At 30.4% G+C, this 17,635-nt stretch carries 14 protein-coding genes and 3 tRNA genes; 7 read left to right on the top strand and 10 right to left on the bottom strand.

Translation table 11 applies throughout. The features are described 5' to 3' along the window. Window positions 1-75 precede the first annotated feature (75 nt). From FH779_RS04325 to guaA, 6 genes are all read right to left on the bottom strand, one after another. Window positions 76-146, bottom strand: a tRNA-Gln gene (locus tag FH779_RS04325). A 40-nt stretch (window positions 147-186) separates the two neighbouring features. Then, window positions 187-257 (bottom strand) — tRNA-Gln (locus FH779_RS04320). A 92-nt stretch (window positions 258-349) separates the two neighbouring features. After that, window positions 350-420 (bottom strand) — tRNA-Gln (locus FH779_RS04315). 145 nt (window positions 421-565) lie between these two features. Then, window positions 566-1,738, bottom strand: a complete 1,173-nt coding sequence (locus FH779_RS04310) for a hypothetical protein (RefSeq protein ID WP_180906190.1) — start codon at window positions 1,736-1,738, stop codon at window positions 566-568. Between the two features lie 74 nt (window positions 1,739-1,812). Continuing rightward, window positions 1,813-2,382, bottom strand: a complete 570-nt coding sequence (gene xpt, locus FH779_RS04305; protein ID WP_038334617.1) for a xanthine phosphoribosyltransferase — start codon at window positions 2,380-2,382, stop codon at window positions 1,813-1,815. Between the two features lie 73 nt (window positions 2,383-2,455). Beyond that, on the bottom strand, window positions 2,456-3,988 hold the full coding sequence (gene guaA / locus FH779_RS04300; protein WP_180906189.1) for a glutamine-hydrolyzing GMP synthase: 1,533 nt from the start codon (window positions 3,986-3,988) through the stop codon (window positions 2,456-2,458). A gap of 169 nt (window positions 3,989-4,157) precedes the next feature. Between guaA and FH779_RS04295 the strand changes: the two genes are divergently transcribed. After that, on the top strand, window positions 4,158-4,913 hold the full coding sequence (locus tag FH779_RS04295; RefSeq protein ID WP_052217751.1) for a glycerophosphodiester phosphodiesterase: 756 nt from the start codon (window positions 4,158-4,160) through the stop codon (window positions 4,911-4,913). Between the two features lie 33 nt (window positions 4,914-4,946). Further along, a complete protein-coding gene (locus FH779_RS04290; RefSeq protein WP_180906188.1) occupies window positions 4,947-5,429 on the top strand; it encodes an N-acetyltransferase in 483 nt (160 codons plus the stop codon). 43 nt (window positions 5,430-5,472) lie between these two features. Here FH779_RS04290 and mtgA read toward each other — a convergent pair whose 3' ends face one another. Both mtgA and FH779_RS04280 read right to left on the bottom strand, forming a co-directional pair. Continuing rightward, a complete protein-coding gene (mtgA, locus tag FH779_RS04285) occupies window positions 5,473-6,144 on the bottom strand; it encodes a monofunctional biosynthetic peptidoglycan transglycosylase (RefSeq protein WP_038334606.1) in 672 nt (223 codons plus the stop codon). Window positions 6,145-6,205: 61 nt separating this feature from the next. Beyond that, on the bottom strand, window positions 6,206-8,518 hold the full coding sequence (locus tag FH779_RS04280) for an outer membrane beta-barrel family protein (protein WP_180906187.1): 2,313 nt from the start codon (window positions 8,516-8,518) through the stop codon (window positions 6,206-6,208). A gap of 229 nt (window positions 8,519-8,747) precedes the next feature. On the opposite strand from FH779_RS04280, the gene FH779_RS04275 reads away from it, so the two are divergent. Next, window positions 8,748-10,217, top strand: coding sequence for a helix-turn-helix domain-containing protein (locus tag FH779_RS04275; protein ID WP_180906186.1), 1,470 nt, complete (start codon window positions 8,748-8,750; stop codon window positions 10,215-10,217). 48 nt (window positions 10,218-10,265) lie between these two features. On the opposite strand, the gene FH779_RS04270 is transcribed toward FH779_RS04275, so the two are convergent. Both FH779_RS04270 and FH779_RS04265 read right to left on the bottom strand, forming a co-directional pair. After that, entirely contained in the window at window positions 10,266-11,849 is a 1,584-nt protein-coding gene (locus FH779_RS04270; RefSeq protein WP_038332397.1) for an FMN-binding glutamate synthase family protein, read from the bottom strand. A gap of 232 nt (window positions 11,850-12,081) precedes the next feature. Then, window positions 12,082-13,665, bottom strand: coding sequence for an ABC transporter substrate-binding protein (locus tag FH779_RS04265; protein WP_244958024.1), 1,584 nt, complete (start codon window positions 13,663-13,665; stop codon window positions 12,082-12,084). 59 nt (window positions 13,666-13,724) lie between these two features. On the opposite strand from FH779_RS04265, the gene mtaB reads away from it, so the two are divergent. The 4 genes from mtaB to FH779_RS04245 all read left to right on the top strand — a co-directional run bounded on the left by mtaB (window position 13,725) and on the right by FH779_RS04245 (window position 17,595). Next, the gene (gene mtaB / locus FH779_RS04260) at window positions 13,725-15,062 is read left to right on the top strand and encodes a tRNA (N(6)-L-threonylcarbamoyladenosine(37)-C(2))-methylthiotransferase MtaB (RefSeq protein ID WP_180906185.1); all 1,338 of its coding nucleotides are present in this window, start codon (window positions 13,725-13,727) and stop codon (window positions 15,060-15,062) included. Window positions 15,063-15,171: 109 nt separating this feature from the next. Then, complete coding sequence (locus FH779_RS04255; protein WP_180906184.1) at window positions 15,172-15,702, top strand: DUF4136 domain-containing protein; 531 nt, start codon at window positions 15,172-15,174, stop codon at window positions 15,700-15,702. A 105-nt stretch (window positions 15,703-15,807) separates the two neighbouring features. After that, window positions 15,808-16,410 (top strand): porin family protein, encoded by a 603-nt coding sequence (locus tag FH779_RS04250; RefSeq protein WP_038332409.1) that lies wholly within the window; start codon window positions 15,808-15,810, stop codon window positions 16,408-16,410. Between the two features lie 54 nt (window positions 16,411-16,464). Beyond that, complete coding sequence (locus tag FH779_RS04245) at window positions 16,465-17,595, top strand: carboxypeptidase-like regulatory domain-containing protein (RefSeq protein WP_180906183.1); 1,131 nt, start codon at window positions 16,465-16,467, stop codon at window positions 17,593-17,595. Window positions 17,596-17,635 lie beyond the last annotated feature (40 nt).

The raw sequence follows: 17,635 nt of genomic DNA, 5'->3' as shown, positions 1-17,635 counted from the left end.
AATCAATTATGATAAATATAACAAAATTTATAGTATAAAAAAAGCTTCAATAAAATTATTGAAGCTTAAAATCTGTAGACCCACAGGGATTCGAACCCCAACTAGCGGCACCAAAAACCGATGTGCTACCGTTACACCATGGGTCTGTCCATGATTATTATGTTAAAAATTGAAAAGAAAAAATTGTAGACCCACAGGGATTCGAACCCCAACTAGCGGCACCAAAAACCGATGTGCTACCGTTACACCATGGGTCTGACTAAATTTTATTTCAATTTTTGCAACTTTTCTCTTAACTAAGTTAGATAAAAATGCCTCAACAATTGCTTATCGAGGCATAAGACTTTTGTAGACCCACAGGGATTCGAACCCCAACTAGCGGCACCAAAAACCGATGTGCTACCGTTACACCATGGGTCTATGTCTTAATTGCTGTGCAAATATAGAAAGGTTTTTTAATTCACCAAAACTAATTTTACAAGTTTTTAGCTAAAACAGACGTTTTATGTGATAAGCTATTGAAAATGAATTTTAAAAAATGATTAAATTTTTTACATTTTTTTTATCAAAGCTTCATACGGATGATTTCGTTCTTGAATTTACGTTTCAAATCTTGTCCACAATCAAAAATCATTTGTTCATTTGATGGAAATGGAGCTGGTCTTCTACCAATCATATTTATGTAATCTCGATCCAAAGAACGTCGATCTCCTTTGTAAGTTCCGTAAGAATCTCTAAAAATAAACTGACTTGCTAAGTTTTTAGAATCAATGGCTTGCTCTTTTTGATTATCGATCAAATAATATCTCGCTGTAATTGCAGCTTCTTTGATGCGTTGTACTTCTTCGAATCTACTTTTTACCGTAATATAACGATCTACCATCACTGGTTTTCCGTCTTTATCCTTTACCACTACTCCATTTTGCACCAATTCTTCTTTACCATCCACAATTTTTTTCTCAAAATTATGTACCTCAATTTTTTCTCTTTCAGGCGAAACATTTATTGTCTCAAAACTTAATTGAATCACATAATCATACGAGCTATTTAGTTTTCCTGTGTAAAATTCAGTCCAATTAGAATCCAATCCATATGAGTTAAAATCTAACAAATCTTTCTCTAGTAGTTTAGGAATAACAACTTCTGTGTTGTTCACCAATTGCACCAAAACTTTATACATTCCGTTTGTACGAGCGGTATTCATCAAACTACGAGTATCTTTATAATTAGAATAAACACTTTCTAAAACTTGAAACTTTTGATAGGCCGTTTGCGCATTCAATTTTCCTCCTTGATTTAAAAAAGATTTTCCTTCATCATATAAAAATTGCGCATATTTTTCTTGAATCGTTTTATAAGCTGCTGAATAATCTTTGGTTTTGAAATTATACGTTTTCCCACTAATCGATCTTCCATCAATTCCTGCAATCGTTTTTTGTCTTTCTTGCAAACGATTAATAATTTGATACGCTTCCTGATATTTAGAAGGATTAGTCAACGTTTCAATTTGTTTTAATCTATTTTCATCTTCTTGCTGTCCTTTGTTATACGCTTCAAAAATTAATGGGACATATTTGATTCCATTTTTCTCCGATGGGTTTTTGAAATAGGCTTGTGTAGATTGCTCAAAAGCTTGCTGAAAATTACCAGAAACCAATGCAGAATTCGCCGATTTGTACGAATTACAATTTGTAAAGAATAGTAAAGAGAGCGTTAAAGCAAGTAATTTTATTTTCATATTATCAAGGTAAGTTTTTTGTTTTTTAAAAGTAAAAAGAAAGCCAATATAAATTGGCTTTTGGTTGATATTTTTTATTCTTCAAAAATAATCGAGTTGTCTCCTAAAGATTTTAATCTTACTAATGATTCAACTCTGATGTTTTCATTCAGTAAACGATCACGACCTTCTTGAAATGATTTCTCAATTATAAAGCCCATTCCCAAAAGGTTTGCGCCAGATTGTTTTATCAAATCTTCAACACCCAACGCTGCATTTCCGTTCGCTAAAAAATCATCAATAAAAATAACATTATCATTTTCATTCAGAAATTGGCTACTTACGCAAACATCGTACGTTCGGTCTTTCGTGAATGAATATACTTGCGACGCATAAAAATCTGCCATTGTTTTAGGTTTAGCTTTTTTCACAAAAACAACAGGCAAATTCAATTCTAATCCAACCATAATCGCTGGTGCAATTCCGCTCGCTTCGATTGTAATGATTTTATTAATGTTTAAATCCGAAAATCGCTGGACAAATTCCGACGCTATTGCTTTCATCAGAACAGGGTCCATTTGGTGGTTGATAAAACTATCAACTTTTAGAATGCCACCATCGAAACTTTTTCCATCCTTCAGAATTCTTTCTTTTAAAAGTTCCATTTAATATTTAGTTTTTTAAAGTTTACATAGAAAAAAAGCCAGCACATTGGCTGGCTTTGATATATTTTTTAGCTTATTCCCACTCGATTGTTGCTGGTGGTTTTGAGCTGATATCGTAGGCTACACGGTTAATTCCTTTTACCTCATTGATAATTCTGTTCGAAACTAATTCTAAGAATTCGTAAGGTAATTTAGACCAAGTTGCTGTCATAAAATCGATCGTATTTGCTGAACGAACAACCGCCGTATATTCGTATGTACGCTCGTCTCCCATTACTCCAACAGATTTTACAGGTAATAACACCACGAAAGCTTGAGAAACTTCGTCGTATAAATTATGTGCATAAAGCTCGTCGATAAAAATTTGATCTGCTTCTTGTAAAATACGTACTTTTTCTTCGTCAACTTCTCCTAAAACACGAATTCCTAAACCTGGTCCTGGGAAAGGATGACGGTAAACTAATTCACGAGGAATTCCTAATTCTACTCCAACTTTACGTACTTCATCTTTGAATAATTCGCGTAATGGTTCTAATAATTGAAGTTTCATATCTTCTGGTAATCCACCAACATTGTGGTGAGATTTGATAGTTGCAGAAGGTCCTTTTACAGATTGCGATTCGATTACATCAGGATAAATAGTTCCTTGCGCTAAGAATGCTGCATCTTCAAATTTATTTGATTCTTCATCAAAAACAGCCACGAAATCTTTACCAATTGATTTACGTTTTGCTTCTGGTTCGTCAATACCTTTCAAGTTTGTTAAGAAACGTTCTGAAGCATCTACCATTTTAATGTTCATGTTGAAGTGTTTTCCGTAATTTTCCATTACTTTTTTTCCTTCATCTTTTCTCAATAAACCAGTATCAACAAAAATACATGTTAATTGATCGCCAATTGCACGATGAATCAAAACCGCAGCAACAGAAGAATCAACACCTCCAGAAAGTCCTAAAATTACTTTTTTATCACCAACTACTTCTTTTATACGAGCAATTTCTGTTTCGATAAAATCTTTTAAAACCCAATTCTTTTCAGCCTGACAAATATTGAAAACAAAGTTTTCTAACATTGTTGAACCATATTCTGAATGCGTTACTTCTGGGTGAAATTGTACTGCAAAAATCTTTTTATCTTCATTTGCGATTGCCGCAATATCTATGTTTGATTTTCCTGAAATTGTAAATCCAGTTGGCGCTGTCATTACTTCGTCGAAATGGCTCATCCAAACTGTAGATTGTTCTGGAACACCTGCAAATAAACTGTTTTGAGCTAAAACTGTTAATTCAGATTTTCCATATTCACCTTTTTCACCTTTCTTAACTTCTCCGCCTAATAAGTGCGAAATCAATTGCATTCCGTAGCAAATTCCTAAAACAGGAACGCCCATTTCGAATAATTCTTTATCTACCAAAGCGGCTTCATCTCCAAAAACTGAAGAAGGTCCTCCTGATAAAATAATTCCTTTTGGATTGTGTTTTTTGATTTCTTCGATCGAAGTGTTGTAGGGAATAATTTCTGTGTAAACTCCAAATTCTCGAATTCGGCGCGCGATTAATTGATTGTATTGCGAGCCAAAATCTAAAATAATAATTCCTTGCGTCATTGTGTTTGTCTTTGTGCAAAATTAAGTGAAATTCGGCGCAATCGCAATTTTATTCCAGTCAAAATTTACTGCTTTTCGACAGATTCTTTTATAAATTCAACTTCTTAATCTTTAGGTAACGTCAAAATCCTTTAAACAAAATAATTTTACTTCGAAAAAACAATTCATCATGAAAAAATTTATATTTACTGCCTTAACAACTTTTATGCTTACGAATATGGCAAATGCTCAAAAAATTATTGCTCATCGCGGTTATTGGGACACCGAGAATAATGCAAAAAATTCGATCAAATCTTTAAAATCTGCACAAGAAATTGGTGCTTATGGTTCTGAATTTGACGTATTAATTAGCGCTGATGATGTTTTGATGGTAAATCATGATGATAATTTTCAAGGTCATGCAATCGAAATGACTAATTCTTCTCTTTTAAAAACGTTGAAATTGGCTAACAACGAAAACATGCCAACTTTAGAAGAATATTTTGAACAAGGAAAAAAGAATAAGAAAGTTAAATTAATTTTCGAATTAAAACCTCATTCATCAAAAGAAAACGAAAATCGTGCAGTAAAAAAAGCAATTGAAATCATCAAAAAACATAAAGTAGAAAAACAAGTTGAAATCATTTCATTTAGTCAAAATATTTGTGATGAATTCAAGAAATTAGCACCTAAATTTCACGTTTCTTATTTGAATGGCGATTTGTCTCCAAAAGATGTAAAAGCGAGAAATTGGAACGGAATTGACTATAATTATAAAGTATTTCAGAAAAATCCGACTTGGGTAAAAGAAGCGAAAGATTTGGGTTTATTGGTGAATGTTTGGACGGTTAACGACCCAAAAGTGATGCAAGAAATGATTGATCTAAAAGTGGATTACATTACAACCGACAAACCTTTGATTTTAAAAGAAATTTTGACTAAATAATTTAGTATATTTAGCAAAATAAGAAATCATTTTATGCCTCAACTTAACTCATTAGAAATCTATTCATTTACAACGTTAAACCAAATTCATAAAGACTATATTTTTAAAATTTGGAACAATGAATATCCTATTAATCTAGCTTTTGAAAGTTTACAAGATACCGAAAATTATTTGAATAGTTTGATTGAAGCTAAACATTTTTTTGCTGTAGATGAAAACAATCAAATGCGAGCTTGGGCGGTGATTTTCGAAAGAGATTATGAGAAATGGTTTGCATTAATTGTAGATAGCGAATTGCATCAAATTGGTTTGGGACGTAAAATTCTTAATCGATTAAAAACATTTTCGACAGAACTAAATGGTTGGGTAATCGATCATGAAAAAGATACAAAAGCGAATGGAGAGCCTTATCGTTCTCCGTTAGCTTTTTATATGAAAAATGACTTCAATTTACTTCCTGAAACTCGTTTGGAATTAGAGAAAATTTCTGCAGTTAAAATTAATTGGAGAGAGTAATAAAAATAAAAAAAGAGAAGCTTATTAACTTCTCTTTTCTATTTTATTCTCCTAAAACCTTTTCCAAATCAGCGCTTCCTTGTATATTTCGCATTTGTCGCTCGATATGACTGGCGCGTCTACTGATAAAAGACGAAGGCGGATTCACATTATATTTTCGTGGCAATGGCAAAGCTGCTGCAATACGAGCCGCTTCATTTTTGGTTAAATCTTTAGCTGGTTTATTGAAATAATATTCAGAAGCAGCTTCAACACCAAAAACACCAATTCCCATTTCAGAAGTATTCAGATACATTTCTAAAATACGTTGTTTGCCCCAAATTTTTTCGATCATAAACGTAAAATAAACTTCTAATCCTTTTCTCAACCAAGAACGACCTTGCCACAAAAACACATTTTTCGCGACTTGTTGAGAAATCGTAGAACCTCCACGAAGTTTTTTACCTTCTTTATTCTTTTCAATCGCTTCCTGTATTCCATCCATATCAAATCCATTGTGCACAGGAAATTTTTGATCTTCAGAACCAATTACAGCCAATTTTATATTTCGTCCCATTTCGTCATAGGAAATATAATCGCGCTTAAATTTTCCTTGTTCAAAACCTTGCTGAACTTGCGTAATCGTGAACGGCGGATTAATCCACTTTAACACAACAATGTATACAAGATGAGCTACAAAAAGATAAAGTATAACCTTACGAATAAATTTAAACATTTTATTTCTTTAAATTTGAAAGCAAAGTTATACGATTTATTGAATTTTGGAAATAAAAGTATTACCTAATTCTCCCTTCCTCTTCATTTACTTTATTCTCTTTCGAGATGGTTTTATTTAATCGGCCAAAATTATATTTAACACCAACAGATAGTTCTTGATAATCGACTAAAAATAGGTTTTTAGAACTTATTTTATCATAATTCAATGTTTCGCTAAATTTCATTTGTTTAAATAAATCATTGAAACGAATAGAAAAATCAAGGTTTTTGTATGATTTGGTCAATCCAAGGTTAACGATAACTTGAGAATTTCGATCATAAATTCCTTCTGTTCGTTTTCTTAGCCAATATCCATCAAGCATAAAATTAAAATCTTTTCCCAATTTGAAATTATGATTAGAGTATAAATAGATATACGGAACAGATTTTTTAAGCACAGCTTTTTTATCAATTATTTTACTATAAATCATAGATAAACTAATTTGTGTTGACCAAAATTTATATTCGAACGGAACATCTAAACCAACAGAAATATTTTTTTCTTTTTCAAAATTAACCGTTGTAAATGTTGAAATATTTCTCACATCATCATAAATCAACGTATAATTCATCGGATTTTTACTTTGATAATACGTCACATTCATGTTCCATTTTTTCAATGAATAATTCGCAGAAAACGTATCGGTGTAAGTAGGTAAAATATTAAAATTTCCGCTGTATTCGATATAAGGACTTCCGTACAAATTCCCAGAAGAAAGGGTGCTGTAATTCGGTCTATCAATTGTACGTTTGTAATAAATTGTCAACGCATCTTTATTCTCAAAAGTGTAATTAATTTCTGCATTCGGAAACCAATCAATGTATTTTTTATCAATATCCGAAAGTTGTTTTATTTCATCAAAACCTTTAGAATTAGTTGCTTCTGTTCTTAATCCGGCTTTATAATTCCATTTTTCATAATTTTTTGTGTATTGCAAATAAGCGGAAAGATTCAGCTCTTTGAAATTATAAAGAAATTCTTCTGATGATTTTTGAGAAAAAAACGTTTGATTAGTTGTTTCTGATTTTGCATGTGTAAAACGTCCTCCAAATTCAATTTTTTGATCAGATTCAAACTTTTTCTCTACATCAAATTTCCCTGCAAAAACCTTAAGACGATATTTTTGATAGCGCGATTGATTGTATTCGATATCATTTTCATTTATCTTATTGTAAAAATCGTATGTCGTTCCTGTATTATAAATCGTGTATTGCAAACCTGTTAAAATACTTACGTCAATTGATTGAATATTTTTATTGTAATTCATCAAGGTATTCACAAAATTTCGATGATTTTCATTATCATTTAAGGTTAAAATAGATTGATTTTCATTGTTTTCTGAATATTCTGTTTTGGTATCAATCAAACCTTTATCTTTTCTGAAATTCGAATTAATAGCAAATGAAAGATAATCTCCAGATTCATTTAATTCTTGAAAAAAGCTTGTATTTACAATAAAATGCGGACGCTTTGTTTGCGATTTTATGAAATAATTGGACTGAATATTTTTATCTTTTACTCGATAATCGAATCCATTTCCTTCCCAAGGATTTAGTTGATTATAAGATGCATTCAATTTAAATTCACTTTTGTTTTTACGAATTTGAAAAGTCGAATTGAAATAATTATTGAACTTTCTTTTGAACGATAATGTTTCCTGTAAAGAGAATTTTAAACCTTCTTTTTTACTTTTTTTAAGGTTAATTTTTACGACAGATCTTCCATTTGCTTCATATTTTGCAGATGGATTTTTAATAATTTCAATCGATTTTATGTCCTCAATTGCTAAACTCGAAATGGTAGAAAAATCAACTTGTTGATCGTCCAAATACAACAAAGGATTTCCTTTTCCAATAATTGTCAATGTTTCTTGATCTGCTCCCAACATGACGCTTGGTAATTTTGAAAATAATTCTTTGGTTGTAGCAAGTTTATTAAAATTTGAATTAGCTACATCAATATTATAATTGCCATTTTCTATTTTGAAAGTTTCCTTTTTTCCATTGATTACAACTTCATTAATTTGTACAGTTTCATCAATATTTAAGTGAAATGTTTTATTTTCGTTCAAATAAAAAGGTTCTTCATCTTGAATTTTATTATCATAAATAACTGAAATTGAATATATTTTTTGTTCTAAATTTTCAAAGTTAAATTTAGAGTTTTCAGTTTCAATTGTTTGAATAACATTTTGAAATTCATCGTGTAAAATAACTTTTGCTTGAATTGTTTTTGACTCATTTTTTGATGAAATATTTCCTGTAATCGAATATTTTTCTTGTGCAAAAGCAAAAGAACTAATCAAAATGAGAATTAATTGTAAAAATTTCATAATAAAATTGTGTTGATTATTGTTTTACTTACATTTAGAGGAAGTAAAATTTTTGTTTGAACAATTTTAATTTATATTTTTAAATGTTTTTCATGAACTTGGTGTCAAATGATAATTGTTTACAATGTTATTCAAATTAAACAAATACAGTATGTTACGTTTTATAATTTCAGGAAATAGATTTCTTAAATTTATCTTAATTATTTTATTCATATTCAGTTCAATAAATATGTTTGGAAAAACACAAAATGATAAAGCTGAATTTTTACGAAAAAAAAATAATGATTTGGTTGAAGAAAATCTTCGAATTATTGATTCTACGATTTCAACAGCTTATCGATTGAATGATAAAGTTGTTTTGAGTGAAGCTTATATCGAAAAAGGAAATTATTTTTTGGAGCAACGTAATTACAATAATGCATTGAAAAATTTCACGATTTCGAAACAACTTTCAACAGAAATAAAAGATGATTATACATTTTATTCTTCTCTTGTTGGAATAGCAAAAACAAAGGAAAATCTGTATGAAATAAAGGAATCTATAGAATTGTATGAAGCTTCTTTACCATATTTCGAGAAATATAAACATCAGTCAAAATCGTTTAGTATTTACCTTTCTATTCTTGGGAAATTGTCTTATTTGTATAGTAAAACAAATCATCTGAACAAAAGCGATTATTACAACAAAATTGAGTTGTCTGAAACGGTTGATACATCAAATTATCAATATGCTTTGAAGAATAAAGGAATTATTGATTTTTACAAAAAAGATTATAATTCGGCATTTAATACATTGAAAAAAGCACAACAAGCTTTCTGGAAGCAAAATGATATTAAATGGTATGTGATTTCAGAGCAATTTTTAGGTGAAATTTTATATCAACAAAAGCGAAATAAAGAAGCAATCCAATATTTTGAAAATGTTGTAGAATTCTCAAAACAATATAAAATTCTTGATGAAGAACTGCGACTTTCCTATGAACGAGTGGTTGAATATAATGAGAAGTATGGAAATAATCGAGATAAATTATTATCTGTAAATAATTTATTGTCTTTTGACAGTTTATTTTATGTGGCTGATCATACTATTTTGAAACCAAATCTTGAGAAATACGAAAATACATTCTTGAAAACAGAACGAAATTTATTGAAAGAAAAGAATCAAAACTTCAAAAGAGCTTCTTTTTTTGGTTTGGTTGCAATTCTAATTTTTGGTGGAATTGTTTTTTATAAAATGAATCAAAAACATCAAAAAAAGAAGAATTATTTACAAAAATGTCTTGATGAAATTTCAATAATTGAAGCAGATATTATGGAAGAAAATCAAGTAGAAAAAACAAAATTTGAAGTTGAAATTGATGAAGATTTCGAGCAAAGTTTGCAATTGTTTGAAGAACAAAAGTTGTTTCTAAATCCAAAATTTTCGTTGAATGACTTGGTTCTAGAATTGAACGCCAATCGAACAATTGTGTCAAATTATATTAATCGTTCGAGATCGAAAAATTTTAACCAATATATCAACGAATTAAGAATTAATCATCTTTTGAAACGATTTGCAGATGAACCAAATCTCAAAAAATATACAATTGATGCTTTAGCAGAAGAAACAGGTTTTAATTCGAGAAAGACTTTTTCGGATGCATTCTTGGAACATACAGGTTTTCGACCGTCTCAATATTTACGGAATATTATTAAATAAAAAAAGCAATCCAATTGGATTGCTTTTTTTATTATTATATCAAATTGATTAATTCACTTTACTTAATGTACGAACTCTAATTTCTTGTAAAACATCTTCTACAGACATTCCTACATATGCACCTTCTTCTACAATTGGGTACAATTGATCATAAGACATAATACGCGTATTGTCGATACGTAAATTTACGTGAGAACGATTGAAATCTCTATGAGATTTAACACCTGTTGCAGAAATTAATTCAGATAAAATATGCATTGTTTTCTTGTGGAAATTATACATACGAGTTGCTTTATCTTCTACATCTAATCCTTTCATCAATTCACGATCTTGGGTCGCAACACCAACTGGACATGTATTTGTATTACATTGTAAAGCTTGGATACATCCTACAGCCATCATCATAGCACGAGCCGAATAAACTAAATCCGCACCAATAGCCATTGCACGAGCAATGTGGAAAGAAGAAATAATTTTTCCAGAAGCTACAACACGAATATCTTTTTTAAGACCATAACCACGTAAAGTATCAACAGCGAAAGCTAAACCATCTAACAAAGGCATACCTAGAGAGTTAGAGAACTCTACAGGAGCAGCTCCAGTTCCACCTTCACCACCGTCAATTGCGATATAATCTGGTTTTATACCAGTTTTGATCATTGCTTCACAAATCTCAATAAACTCGCGTTTAATCCCAATACACAATTTGAAACCAACTGGTTTTCCACCTGATAATTCTCTTAATTGTTTGATGAAATGTAACATTCCTTCTGCATCAGAGAAAGCTGAGTGAGATGGAGGAGAATCAACAGTTGTATATGGTTCTACAGCACGAATCTTAGCGATTTCTGGAGTATTTTTATTTGCTGGTAAAATTCCTCCGTGACCTGGTTTTGCACCTTGAGAAATTTTCAACTCAATCATTTTTACATTTGGTAAAGTAGCACGCTCTACATACTTATCTGGATCGAAACCACCATCAGCTGCACGACATCCAAAATATCCTGTACCAATTTGCCAAATCAAATCTCCACCTGGCTGTAAGTGATATGGAGAAATTCCCCCTTCACCTGTATTGTGCGCAAAGTTTCCTAATTTGGCTCCTTTGTTCATTGCTAATACAGCATTTTCACTTAACGAACCGAAAGACATTGCAGAAATGTTTAATAAACTTGCTAAATAAGGTTGTTTACATTCGCTTCCACCAACTTTTACACGTGGATCATCAGCATGTTTGATTTTTCCTGCATACATCGAGTGATTTAACCACTCATATCCTGGTTCATAAACATCTAATTGCGTCCCAAAAGGAACTGTGTCAATTACATTTTTTGCACGACGATACACCATACTACGCATCAAACGGTCAATAGGCTTTCCTTCAGTATCCGTTTCAACAAAGTATTGCATAATTTCTGGACGAATACTTTCTAACAAATAACGTCCATGTCCAATAATTGGAAAGTTTCTTCTGATAGCGTGCTTTGTTTGCGAGATATCTGCAAATCCTAAAGCAATCAAAGGAAGAATAATTATTAAAGACCATAAGATACCTGGCCAAAAATAAGAGATTACTCCAATTGCAACAAGAGTAACGATAGATCCTACTACGAAAAGTTGTCTTACTTTCATAAGTAAAAATTTAAATGATTTTGATTAAAAATTTGGTGTCAAATATATCTAAAAAAACTCGGTTTAACGCCTATATTTCTGAAATAATTTCTTTTAAATTGTTGATTTCAAACGTTAGAGAAAACCCATTATTTCAAATAAGTTAACAATTATCTAATGTCGTGAAATAAAATGAAATATTATTTAGATTTTTTTAAAAGATGTTCAAACTTTTTGAGAAATGTCAAAGGAATTATTCTTTATAAACTCTCGTTAAATCTAATAATTTGATAGGTCCCATCGAAAAATTCTTAACTTTTTTATTCAAAAATAACGTCGTTTGATCATAAAATAATGGCAAAATTGGAGCGTTTTGCATCATCAATGCATCCATTTTTTGATAAATTTTGGCACGTTCGTCTGAATTATTAGTCAAAAATGCTTGTTCATACATTTTATCAAATTCACCATTTTTGTAATGTGAATAATTTGGTCCTTCTGGCGCAAAGTTTTTCGAATAATATAAGGACAAAAAGTTTTCGGCATCTGGATAATCTGCGCCCCAATTTGCACGAAACAACGTAAATTTTCCCGTTGCTTTTCCATCGCGCATCGTTGGTCCAGGTACAACATTCACTTTTATTGGTAAGCCTAATTTTGCCATTTCTGCCGCAATATATTCACAAACATCTACATATTCTTGCACAGTTGTCAGCTCGATTGGTACAATTTTTTCGTTCGTTTTTTTATAGCTATTGATTAGTTCACGTGCTTTTTCGGGAGAATATTTGTAACCACTTTCTGGCGAATAACCTGGTAAACCTTTCGGAATGAAACCTCCATCTGCTTCAAAAGCTTGACCTTTCATCATATATTTGATGATTTTGTTTTTATCAACTCCATAATTTAATGCTTGACGCAATTTCAAATCAACTGCATTGGGCGCATCAAGATAAAAACATAAATAAACGGTACTTAAATAAGGAACTTTTTGAATCGTTAAAATATTTGAATATTTTGGATTCAAATCTCCGATTGGATTTAAAATTTCATCTTTATAAGAAGGATCCAAATCTGCCATCATATCCAAATTACCTTTGATTAATTCTAAAAATTCTGAATTTTTCTCTGGTAAAAATGATAAATTAACCGCTTCTAAATATGGTAAACGTTGTCCTTTTTCATCAAACTCGAAATACTTTGGATTTTTTCTAAAAACCATTTTCACATTATCTTCCCAAATCTTAAATTGAAAAGGGCCTGTACCAATTGGATGTTTCAAGAATTCATCGTTTCCATTTTTGAATAATTCTTTCGGAACAACCGAAGCATATTTCATCGAAATTAATCCCAAAAATGCAGGATAAGCCTCTTTTAATTTAATTTCAAAAAGTGTATCATTTATCGCTTTATATGAATCAATATTATTCATAATCCAACCTCCAGAACCTCCAGCTTTCGGATCTTTTAAACGATTAAAACTATACTCGAAATCTGAAGCCGTTACAATTCGAGTCGAATCTTTTCCGAAAGCTTCATGTTTATGAAAAAAAACATCATTTCTCAAAGTAAAAGAATACGTTTTTCCATCTTCAGAAATTGTCCAAAATTTTGCAATATCTGGCTGAATTTCTAGTTCGTTATCAATCTTCACTAAACTATTGTACATTAAATTGCATGCCCAATTATTGGCTTGTGTACGTGCATTGATAGGATCTAAAGAAGAAATATTATCGTAACGATTTAATTTAAATACTTTGTTTTCATCGATTTCAATTTTCTTAGAACACGAAAATATTGAAACGAATAACATAATGTAGATAAAGTATTTAGTCATTTTGAATAGCTGATTTATTTATGTTTCAAAACTATGGATAATTTCTTAAATTTGCAGCTATGAATAATCAAACTAAAACAGTTGCATTTCATACATTGGGATGTAAACTTAATTTTTCTGAAACTTCGACGATCGCAAGAAACTTGAAAGATAATGGATATCAGAAGGTTGAGTTTACAGATTCTGCGAATGTGTACGTAATCAATACATGTTCGGTAACCGCAAATGCAGACAAAGAGTGCAGAACGATTGTGAAAAATGCAATGAAAGCAAATCCAGAAGGTTTTGTTGTCGTTGTAGGTTGTTATGCGCAGTTGAAACCGCAAGAAATTGCGGAAATGGAAGGTGTTGATTTGGTTTTAGGAGCTGCAGAAAAATTTAATATTGCTGAATATTTAGACGATATCAATAAAAAAGAAGAAACAATTGTACATTCTTGTGAGATTGAAGAAGCCGATTTTTACGTTGGTTCTTATTCAATTGGCGATCGTACGCGTGCTTTTTTGAAAGTGCAAGATGGTTGCGATTATAAATGTACATATTGTACAATTCCTTTGGCTCGTGGAATTTCGCGTTCAGATACAGTTGAAAATGTTATCAAAAATGCGAATGAGATTGCACAAAAAGGAATCAAAGAAATTGTATTAACGGGTGTAAATATTGGCGATTACGGGAAAGGTGAATTCGGGAATAAAAAACACGAGCATACTTTCTTGGAATTGGTGCAAGAATTGGATCAAGTTGATGCGATAGAACGAATTAGAATTTCTTCGATTGAACCAAATTTATTGAAAAATGAAACGATTGATTTTGTTTCAAAAAGCAATCGATTTGTTCCACATTTCCATATTCCATTACAATCTGGTAGCGATGAGATTTTGAAGAAAATGAAACGTCGTTATTTATCTAATCTTTATTTAGACCGTGTAACAAAAATTCGCGAAGTGATGCCAAAAGCATGTATTGGTGTGGATGTAATTGTTGGTTTCCCTGGAGAAACAGAAGAATTATTTATGGAAACATATAATTTCTTAAACGAATTACCAATTAGCTATTTACATGTATTTACTTATTCGGAAAGAGATAATACAGAAGCGATCGAATTTGAAGGTGTTGTTGATCAAGGAGAACGTAAACGTCGTAATAAAATGTTACGTATTTTATCGGAGAAAAAACGTCAAGCTTTTTATCAATCTCAATTAAATTCGACTCAGAAAGTATTGTGGGAACATGATAATAAAGATGGAAAAATGTTTGGTTTTACAGAGAATTATGTAAAAGTTCAGACAGATTTTAATCCAGAATTAGTCAACGAAACACAAATTGTAGATTTGGTTAGAATCAATCACAATGGAATTGTTGAAGTGAAAATTCAAGAGTTAGAATTAGCAAAATAAAATTGTAAATATTAGTTAAAAAGAAGTTCAAGTATTTTGAGCTTCTTTTTTTTGATTTACCTTTACATTTAGGAATAATAATTGTAGTTTTAAATAAAAAATCAAGGTCATGAAAATTATACACTTTACTTTTATAATTTTGTTGTCATTATTTGTAACAAGCTGTGGAACAGTTCAAGTAAGTACAGATTACGACAGATCAACAAATTTTGCTTCATATAAAACTTATACTTTTCATCAAAAAGGATTAGATAAGTTAAAAGTTAACGATTTGGATAAGAATCGATTAATTAAAGCAATTGATGCGCAAATGGCTACAAAAGGATTTACAAAAGTAAGTTCTGATGCAGATTTAGTCATTAATTTATTGACAAGTTCTAAAGAACAAGTTTCTGTAAATAATAACAATTGGGGTTATGGACCTTATGGTTATTATGGCGGATATTACGGAGGAAATAGCGTTTCGTCTTATCAAGCAGGGACAATTGTTGTAGATATTATTGATGACAAACGTAATATATTGGTTTGGCAAGGTGTTGGTTCTGATCTTAATTTGAGTAATATTAGTGCTAAAGCAGAAAGAATTCCGCAAGCAATACAGGAAATATTAGCTAAATTTCCACCTCAACCAAAGAAATAAATTTTCGAAAATAATATAATAAGCTCTTCATTTGGAGAGCTTTTTTTGTGAAATGAAAATTGTATTAAAAAAAGCTTTAATTTTGTTAAAAATATACAATAACTTATGAAAAATTTAAAAACCAATCTATTAAGTTTATTTCTTTTAAGTTTATCTACTTTTTCTTTTGCTCAAGTTGAATTTGGTGTAAAAGGTGGTGTTGGACTTAGTAACACAACTATTGTTCATGGAGTTTCTAAAGAGAGAGTTGGATTTTTAGCTGGGGGAGTTGCGAAATATCAATTAACTACGCGAAACGAAAACCATTATTTACAAGCCGAAGTTTTATATACTACTCAAGGTGAATATTCGTTATATAAAGAAGGTGGAGAAAAATACAAAGCGTTCTTAAATTACATCAATATTCCAATTATGTACAAATACTATTTTGATGATCAAGGAAAGGATTTCTTCGTGGAAGGTGGTCCTCAATTAGGTTTCAAAGTATCAGAAAAATTTGATGAAGATGAGCCAGAAAGAACTAATAATGTTCCAAAATCGTTTGATTTAGCATTTAATATTGGTGTTGGATATTCTATTGATAGAAAATACGAAATTAATTTAAGATATCAATATGGCTTAATTGATACTTACGACTATAATCGTTGGGATAACGGAACAAATCGTTCATCATTTTTAACTTTAGGAATTACATATTTCTTCAAATAAATTCAAAACCGCTTTATAGCGGTTTTTTTATTATCTTGTTTTAAAATTTAGTCAATGAATTTTAAACAAATTTTTATTTTAGGTTTTCTATTGATTAGTGGTAATCTATTTGCTCAGAATATGATAAAAGGAAAAGTGATTGATGAAAAATCGCTTCCAATTATTAATGCTGAAATCTATGTCGATAATTCTACGATTAAATCAAAAACAAATGAAAAAGGTGAATTTGAATTAAATCTTCCTAATGGACAATATAATTTAATCGTTCGTGCAAGTTTGTTTGAAAATTATATTCTGAATGTTAATACAAATCAAACTAATTTTTATAAAGTTATATTAGAGCCTGAAGTGGTAGCGTTACAAGAAACAGTTGTTCAAGCAATATCTAAAGAAGATTGGTTGTATTATTATCAGACTTTTTTGAGATTGTTTTTGGGAAGTAATGAAGCTGCAAAAAAATGTAAAATCGAAAACTCGAAAGATTTAAGGTTTAAATATGATAAAAATACACGACAATTATCTGCTACTTCCCGAAATCCTTTAATCATTACAAACAATTACCTAGGTTATAAAATAGAATATGATTTGGTTGATTTTAATGTTGATTTCAAGTCAAATTATGTCTTAACTCTTGGAACAGCACTTTTTACTGAGCTAAAATCATCAGCTTCTAAAGAAAAAAAATGGCAAGAAAATCGTCGTAAATCTTATTTAGGAAGTGTGACTCATTTTATGAAAGCAGTTTATGATAATAAAATTGAGGAAGAAGGATATGATATAAAACGATTGATTCGCAAGGATAATCCAGAATATATAAAATTTAAAGAAGAAACTTTGTTAGGAGGTAGAATCGTAGGTAAAGTTCCTCCAAAAATTATTACTTATTTAGTTAATCAAAAAGTTCCATCTGATAGTTTGAAAATCGTTGATAATAATGATCAGTATCTTAATTTTAAAGGATTGTATTCAGTTGAATATAAAAATGAAAAAGAGGATTTGGACTATGCAAAACAAAATGGCGCAAAATATATTTCGAACCAACTTTCTATTTTCGCTATAAAAAGCGATTTACTAAAAATTGAAGAAAATGGAACTTATTATCATCCTGCTAATTTGGTTGTTGAAGGATATTGGAGTTGGGAAAAAATAGCAAACATGGTTCCTATGGATTATAAAATTGAATAAAAAAGTCACTCAATGAGTGACTTTTTTTATAATTATCTGA

This window comes from Empedobacter falsenii (genome assembly GCF_013488205.1).
Taxonomy (GTDB): domain Bacteria; phylum Bacteroidota; class Bacteroidia; order Flavobacteriales; family Weeksellaceae; genus Empedobacter; species Empedobacter falsenii_C.
Note: the sequence above shows the minus strand (reverse complement) of the source record. Positions and strands in the feature narration are given on the sequence as shown.